Below are 7,614 nucleotides of genomic sequence, written 5' to 3' on the forward strand. Positions count from 1 at the left end.
GTCACCCAAAATTAGGCACAGTACCGAAGTCCACCGACGTGCATATTTTTCATACCCAGTAATTTTACCAAAAAATTATTCTAAAAGCAAGCAAGGAGTGAGGATTTATTTAAGAAAACCTCACTCCTTCTATTTGATTATAAAATTATTTTTCTAGTAGCTATTATTTCAAAACATAATACTGTTTAGATACTACTCATATTATTAAGATAGTAAACTCAAAATAACAATTATTATAATAACTAGTTATTTCTAATGGCCTCAATCATATTTGCTCGATCATCAGCGCCAAACACAGCGGAACCAGCAACTAAAATTGTAGCACCTGCTCGTTTAATAGGTACACAAGTAATATCATTAATACCACCATCTACTTCAATAACTGCAGTTGTGTTGTCCACTTCTTCCAATAGCATTTTAGCTTGTTTAACTTTTTTAATAGCGTTTGGAATAAAGGATTGACCACCAAAGCCAGGATTTACGGACATAATTAAAATCATATCAAGATCAGCTGCTACATCCTCCAATAAAGATACTGGTGTACCTGGATTAAGTGATACCCCTGCTTTCATACCACATTGTTTGATATGTTGAATCAATCGATGCATATGAGGCACTGTTTCTTGATGGAATGTAAAATACTCTACACCAATCTTTGCAAACTCTTCTACGTAATCACCAGGATTAGTAACCATTAAATGAACATCAAATGGTAGTTGTGTATAAGGACGGATTGCTTTTACTATAGGTGCACCAAAAGTTAAGTTTGGTACAAAATGACCATCCATAATATCAATATGCAATAAGTCCGCTCCTGCTAATTCAATGGATTTTATTTCTTCACTTAATGTTGCAAAATTTGCAGAGAGCATAGATGGTGCAATTTTAATCATTTTAAAACCTCTTTCGTTGACTTTCTATGTCATTACGTATAGACATATATGCATCATATCGTCCTTGATGAATATGGCCAGCCTCTAAAGCATCTTTTATGCCACAAATAGGTTCATGTTCATGATAACAAGGATTAAATTTACATGTATCAACATAATCACTAAATTCAGGGAATAACGTAGGTAACCGTTCTAAGGAAACATCATTGAACTCAATGGCGCTAAAGCCTGGTGTATCCATGATAAAGGAATTTGAATTCAAACTATACAAGGAAGCATGACGAGTAGTATGTTTACCACGCTTAATTTTGTCACTAACCTCTCCCGTTTGGAATGCAAACTTAGGGTCCACTGCATTTAATAAACTACTTTTACCAACACCAGAAGGACCTGCAAAAGCAGTTACCTTATGTTCTAAGACATGACGTAAGTCATCAATACCAGTCATATTATATGTTGATGTCATCAAGACTTCATAGCCGATAGATTGATAAAGTTTTACCATCTCTTCCGTATCTGAATCCATCAAATCACATTTGTTGATACATAATACAATAGGAATATCTGCATGCTCAATCATAACCAGCATTTTATTGAGCAATAACTCATTAATATCTGGCTCATGGGCAGCTACAACCAATACAACTTGATCTATATTAGCTACCGCAGGTCTTACCATAGCATTATGACGATCATGGATGGACTCAACGAATCCATCCTCTGAAATCGTAACACGGTCACCAACAAGTAAACTGTAGCGACCTTTCTTCAATCTGCCTCGAACTTTACATTCATGAACAGTACCGCTATCGTCTTGTACATAAAAGTAACCATTCATATTTTTGACAACAATGCCTGTAATCATAATTCCCCTTATAATGCTGTTTCTTGTACTAATGCACCATTGAGATAAACCTCAATACGTACATTGCCTACACCAGACACTTTTTTAACGATACGATCACCAGGTTTATTTGTATCATCATAAATAACAGCAGAACCTTCATCATCTTTTACGACAATTTTAAGTTCTTGATTTTTAGACCCTGCTGGGACCGTGATATCTACGGTACCAGTCGTCTTATTACTGCTGCTATCCGACTTTTTATCAGATTTCTTTTTATCATCTTTATATTCAGTCGTTAAGTTTACTGTAGCGCCTTCATCAATTTCATCACCAGCTTTAATGCTTTGCTCTGTTACGATAGATTTTTCTTCTACTGAACCAGCTACTTGATTAACGCCGAGATGAGCATTGCTCAATGTATCTCGCGCATCTTTTAAGGTCATACCAATAACGTTTGGCATTTGAATCTTTTTAGCTTTTGCTTTATTTACAACGAGATCAATTGTAGTGCCTTTAGAAACTTTAGAATCACCAGATGGACTTTGAGCAATAATAACGCCATCAGGTTTATTATCAACAGATTGTTGAGTTACTTTACCCACAACTAAACCTACATCTTTGAGGCGTTGTCGTGCTTGTTCTACAGTTAAACCGGATAAGTCTGGCACAGTAATATCACCAACACCTTTAGAAACGACAAGGTGTATTGTGCGTTGTTCTTTAACCTTTTCCCCAGCCCCTGGAGTTTGAGAAATAACTTGACCTGCTGGTACATCAGGGTTTGTAACTTCACTCGTAGATACGCGCAAATGTTTATCTTCTAAAATATTTTTAGCTACAGATACTTGTTTACCTACAACATTAGGTACATCTACTGTTGTATTGCTCCAGAAGTTACCATAACTCAAGAAGGCACCTAAGAATGCTACTAAGAAAATAACAGCAGCACCTAGAACAATATATTTTTGTGGAATCGATGCTATTTTACTTAACATACTCTTCTTTTTACCCTCATCTTTTTGCTCTTCTTGAATGGTACTGAAATCCTCCATAGCTTCAGGATCAACAGCTGGAATCATTTGTGTAGCAAAGTCATATGGTTCATGACGTTGTGTTTTCCCCATTGTAAATCCTTGGGACAATCGTAAATCACTAATCATATCAGAAATAGAATCAAAACGATCCGCAGGATTTTTAGATAGAGCCTTCATTACTACTGCTTCTAAAAGCGGTGGAATAGACGGATTATATCGGGTTGGAGGAGCTACTTTTTCACGCACATGTTTTAATGCTACTGCGATTGGTGTTTCCCCTTCAAAAGGAACCCTTCCAGTAAGCATTTCATATAAAACTACCCCTAAAGAGTAAATATCAGTATTTCCATCTACAGGTTTACCACTAGCTTGTTCTGGTGATAAATAATGGGCTGACCCTAAAATAGAGTTCGTATACATCACGGTATTGGTAGCATTCATAGCTCGAGCGATGCCAAAGTCAGTAACTTTTACACGACCAGTACGAGTGATAATAACATTATGTGGTTTAATATCACAATGTACTATTCCCATTGTATGCGCGTGCTCTAAACCCTCAGCAATAGCAATTGTGAATTTAACAGCCTCATCTATGGATAGTCTGCCATGACGAGTAATGTATTCTTTTAATGTTTCACCATCTACATATTCCATAATGATATAGTGTAAGTCTTGATCAAACCCTACATCATACATGTTTACAATATTAGGATGATTTAGTTTGCCTGCAGCTTGTGCTTCTCGTTTAAAACGCGTAACAAACTCATCATCATTGGCAAAGTTAGCATGCAATACTTTAATTGCTACTTGTCTACCTAGTAAGGTATCTTCTCCAAGGTATACGTCAGCCATTCCACCAACGCCAATTTTATCAACTATTCGGTAGCGGTTATCTAGAAGTATACCTTTTATATTCATAGTACTCATTATTTCTCCATTTCTAGATTAGATTGTTCCCACCACAATGGTCACATTATCTCCTGCGCCGACATCATATACGGTTTCCATTAATGATTCTATAACTTTCATATCATCATCAGTAGATTGTAAAGCACTAGCTATTACATCATCTGATACATAACCGCATAGTCCATCAGTGCAAAGTAAAATACGATCACCTGGAAGAATGGATTCTACACCACTATCTACCTCTAAAGTATCATCAACACCGACTGCACGGGTTAATAAGTTTCTTTGAGGATGATTTAGCATTTCATCCTTTGTAATCTCTCCAGCAGCTAATAATTCTTGTACCATAGAATGATCTGTAGTAATTTGTCGTAAAAGACCATCTCTATATACATACAAACGACTATCGCCAACACTTGCCCAGTATAATTGGTTACCATTAATAGCTGTAACAACAGCAGTAGTACCCATACCAGCAAGACGTTCTTCATGAGCTACGCGATTGGCTATACGTTCATTTGCATGAATAATAGCATCACATAAGTCTTGTTGACCAACCGTTTGAAGGGAGGCCAAATATTCTTTTATTTCATCAACAGCATAGGTACTAGCAATTTCACCACCACTATAGCCACCCATGCCATCAGTGACAGCACAAATAGGACCGTCTATAAAAAATCGATCTTCATTGCGCTGACGCACAAGTCCAATTTTACTTAAACCAACAAAATTATTCATGATTCTCCTTTTTCCGACCGTGAGCTGCTTTTAGCTGTCCACATGCGGCTTGGATCGCATCGCCCATCTCTTTACGTACCGTTACAGATACACCATAGGAAGCAACGATGTCTTTAAATGTATTCATATTCGTAATAGATGGTTTATATAATTCAATATGTTCATTGCCATTAACAGGAATTAAATTTACATGGCAATTAGGGAAATTCTTACAGATTTCTCCCAAAGCATGAGCCTCCTCCATAGATGCGTTTACAGAATCTATAAGGATATACTCAAAGGTAATACGACGTTGAGTCGTATCATAATAATATTTTACCGCATCTAAGACTTCCGTCAATTCATAACGAGCCCCAACAGGCATAATACTACGACGCACTTCATTATTTGTAGCATGTAATGAGAGTGCTAATGTTATAGGCAATCCTTCATCAGCTAGCTTATAGATGTTAGGAACCCATCCACAGGTAGAAATCGTCATCTTACGATAACTAATATTACAAATTACAGGATCGTGTAACAGTTGTAAAGCTTGTAACACATTATCATAGTTTTGTAACGGCTCACCTGCGCCCATAACGACAACAGAATGAATTTGCTCTTTAGTAAGAGCCCCGAAGATAACAACTTGACCTATGATTTCAGCCACTGTCAAATCACGGTATAAACCGCCTTGTGTTGAAGCACAGAATACACATCCCATAGCACAGCCCACTTGAGAAGAAACACATACAGAATATCCATAATGTTGTTCCATCAAAACGGCTTCTACTCGGCTTTGATCTGTCATTTCAACGAGTATTTTACGAGTCTTCCCATCTGGAGAAACAGACTCTGTAATTAATGTAGGTAAAGAAATAATACAGTTATCACTTAACCATTGACGCAATTCTTTTGGAAATTGTGTCATGTCTTGAAAATCAAACACATATCTATGATAGATATAGTCGATTAACTGTTTCGCTCGAAACTTTTGTATATTATGGGTCTTAAAGATAGATTGTAATTCTTCTAAAGACTTACCCAATAATTCTATCATGGTACTCCATTTCTATTATTATGATATGCGCTTCATACGAGCCATGAAGAATCCATCCATATGATCTCGCGGTGGATATGTTGTAATCATACCATCGGTAGATGGTGGTAATCCTTCATAGGATACAGGGTCAATAACAAAGTTCTTATGAGTTGCTAAGAATTTTTCCAATACATCCTCATTTTCACCGCTATTGATCGTACATGTAGAATATACTAAATATCCGTTAACTTTGACCATTTCAGCGGCTTTTTCTAATATTTCAAGCTGTAATGGAGGCAATTCAGTAAGTAAGGATTCTGTTTTTCTCCAACGCATATCTAATTTTTTTTGTAAAATGCCAAGTCCAGAACATGGTGCATCAACTAAGACACGATCGAATTGTTCCTTCCAATTATCAGGTAAATAACGACCATCTTGGAGCTTAGTAGAAACAATAGATACGCCCAATCGCTGAGCATTGTGATTCATAAGGTCTAATTTATGATCGTATATATCACAACTCATAATAGCGCCTGTATTATTCATGAGGCTTGCCATATGCATAGACTTACCACCTGGCGCAGCACAACAATCTAATATGCGCTCTCCTGGCTGCGGATTTACTACATGGGCCACTAACATAGATGCTTTATCCATAAAGGTAATGTGCCCATCGATAACAGGTTTTGCTTTTTCTAAATGGCCTTGATGCGCATTAATATAAACTACTTCTGGAATATATGTATCCTGCTCAACGGTCCAACCTAAATCTTGTAATTCTTTTAGGCAATCCTCAATAGATATTTTTATCGTATTGATACGTGCCGTCAATCTAGGTTGTTCATTAAACCAAGCGCAAAGATCTATAGTCTTATCCTTACCCATTTCATTCATCCATAAATTAACCAGCCATAATGGTTGATTATAAATGAAAGAAATTTCTTCAGCCTCAGATTTAGCAAGTTCACCAATAGAAATACTATCACTTTCACGCAAAACGGAACGTAACACTGCATTTACAAAACCAGATAAACCTCTAGTTAACTTTTTAGCCAATTTAACAGATTCATTGACAGCTGCACTTTCAGGTACCTTATCCATATAGATAATTTGGTAAATACCTAGTCTAAGAATTTCTACAACCATTGAAGATAATTTCTTGAGAGGTCGTTTTGCAAAGTGAATAATAATGGCATCAAGATAATTTTTTCTACGAATAACACCATATACCAACTCAGTAAAAAATCGTCTGTCTAAATCGGATAGATGATATTTCTGTAAATACTCCTGTAACTTAATATTCGCATAAGCACCATTACGATTAATATCACTCAAAGCTTTCACTGCGAGCAATCGAATATTTTGTTGTTCATAACTTTTTACTTCAGTCATTGTTTTTCCTACCAATTAATTGTTCAACTGCTGCACGAACTCGTTCAGGATCCACTGTAGTATTGCAACATGGTCCATTAGGTCTTTCATTTAAAACACCAATGACAGGTATAGGAAATACATCGGCCATACCACTTGCTAAATCACGTTCACAAGCAATGGCTACAATAGCCTTAGGCCTTGCTTCTTTTACCTTCATTCGCGCTAATGTACCACCTGTAACAACTATAAATTGACAACCATAATCTTTGGCAACTTGTAATAAACTTCCAACCTGGCATCTACCACACTGCTTACAATTATATACATCATGTGTAACCTTATGAACACAAGAGCTTTCCTGTAAACAATGCGGTGTTAATAACAATATGCGTTTTGGATCAACCGTATACATATCTAGCATCACGAGATGATTAATCAAATCAATCATAGATTGACGCAATTGATCCTTAGTAACCCCTCTCACTTTACCAATCAATAAGGATAATGGAAATAATCCATATATAAACTGATTGGCTAGTCTTAAAACAATAGGATGTAACCGTATTATACCGAAACTAGCAATAATCAAGGATAAACACAATAACCATATAACACCAATACATACAGAAAAAACAACTGTAATAATTATGGGTGCAATAGGATGTAATTGTGTAAGCCCCGGTTCTAAAACATACATTAGAAAGCCGATTATGGCAGTAATTAAAGCACATGTAATTGATGATAATATCAGGTATAACGGATACGTTTCGTACTGCTTACATTGAGTCTCCAAAAACG

7 protein-coding genes are annotated in these 7,614 nt (G+C 36.3%); all 7 read right to left on the bottom strand.

The window, feature by feature from the left end; all coding sequences use genetic code 11:
* Positions 1 to 242: 242 nt before the first annotated feature.
* The 7 genes from rpe to QZ055_RS07040 are packed head-to-tail and all read right to left on the bottom strand — an operon-like array spanning position 243 to position 7,609.
* Positions 243 to 893: a ribulose-phosphate 3-epimerase gene (gene rpe, locus QZ055_RS07010; RefSeq protein ID WP_295825582.1), complete on the bottom strand. Its 651-nt coding sequence runs from the start codon at positions 891 to 893 to the stop codon at positions 243 to 245.
* A 1-nt stretch (position 894) separates the two neighbouring features.
* Positions 895 to 1,758: a ribosome small subunit-dependent GTPase A gene (rsgA, locus tag QZ055_RS07015; protein ID WP_295825584.1), complete on the bottom strand. Its 864-nt coding sequence runs from the start codon at positions 1,756 to 1,758 to the stop codon at positions 895 to 897.
* Between the two features lie 8 nt (positions 1,759 to 1,766).
* The gene (pknB, locus tag QZ055_RS07020; protein ID WP_295825586.1) at positions 1,767 to 3,692 is read right to left on the bottom strand and encodes a Stk1 family PASTA domain-containing Ser/Thr kinase; all 1,926 of its coding nucleotides are present in this window, start codon (positions 3,690 to 3,692) and stop codon (positions 1,767 to 1,769) included.
* A 27-nt stretch (positions 3,693 to 3,719) separates the two neighbouring features.
* Positions 3,720 to 4,421: a Stp1/IreP family PP2C-type Ser/Thr phosphatase gene (locus QZ055_RS07025; protein WP_105089143.1), complete on the bottom strand. Its 702-nt coding sequence runs from the start codon at positions 4,419 to 4,421 to the stop codon at positions 3,720 to 3,722.
* The gene (gene rlmN, locus QZ055_RS07030) at positions 4,414 to 5,460 is read right to left on the bottom strand and encodes a 23S rRNA (adenine(2503)-C(2))-methyltransferase RlmN (protein ID WP_105089142.1); all 1,047 of its coding nucleotides are present in this window, start codon (positions 5,458 to 5,460) and stop codon (positions 4,414 to 4,416) included. Before rlmN ends, QZ055_RS07025 begins: the two co-directional genes overlap by 8 nt.
* An 18-nt stretch (positions 5,461 to 5,478) precedes the next feature.
* Positions 5,479 to 6,834, bottom strand: a complete 1,356-nt coding sequence (gene rsmB, locus QZ055_RS07035) for a 16S rRNA (cytosine(967)-C(5))-methyltransferase RsmB (RefSeq protein ID WP_105089141.1) — start codon at positions 6,832 to 6,834, stop codon at positions 5,479 to 5,481.
* Positions 6,827 to 7,609: a DUF116 domain-containing protein gene (locus QZ055_RS07040; RefSeq protein ID WP_295825588.1), complete on the bottom strand. Its 783-nt coding sequence runs from the start codon at positions 7,607 to 7,609 to the stop codon at positions 6,827 to 6,829. Before QZ055_RS07040 ends, rsmB begins: the two co-directional genes overlap by 8 nt.
* Between the last annotated feature and the right edge of the window lie 5 nt (positions 7,610 to 7,614).

Origin of the sequence: uncultured Veillonella sp. (assembly GCF_905209685.1) — a bacterium.
GTDB lineage: Bacteria > Bacillota > Negativicutes > Veillonellales > Veillonellaceae > Veillonella.

Coding starts and splice junctions, on each gene's coding strand:
- rpe (WP_295825582.1), bottom strand. CDS start 893: ATGATTAAAATTGCACCATCTATGCTCTCTGCAAATTTTGCAACATTA.
- rsgA (WP_295825584.1), bottom strand. CDS start 1,758: ATGATTACAGGCATTGTTGTCAAAAATATGAATGGTTACTTTTATGTA.
- pknB (WP_295825586.1), bottom strand. CDS start 3,692: ATGAATATAAAAGGTATACTTCTAGATAACCGCTACCGAATAGTTGAT.
- QZ055_RS07025 (WP_105089143.1), bottom strand. CDS start 4,421: ATGAATAATTTTGTTGGTTTAAGTAAAATTGGACTTGTGCGTCAGCGC.
- rlmN (WP_105089142.1), bottom strand. CDS start 5,460: ATGATAGAATTATTGGGTAAGTCTTTAGAAGAATTACAATCTATCTTT.
- rsmB (WP_105089141.1), bottom strand. CDS start 6,834: ATGACTGAAGTAAAAAGTTATGAACAACAAAATATTCGATTGCTCGCA.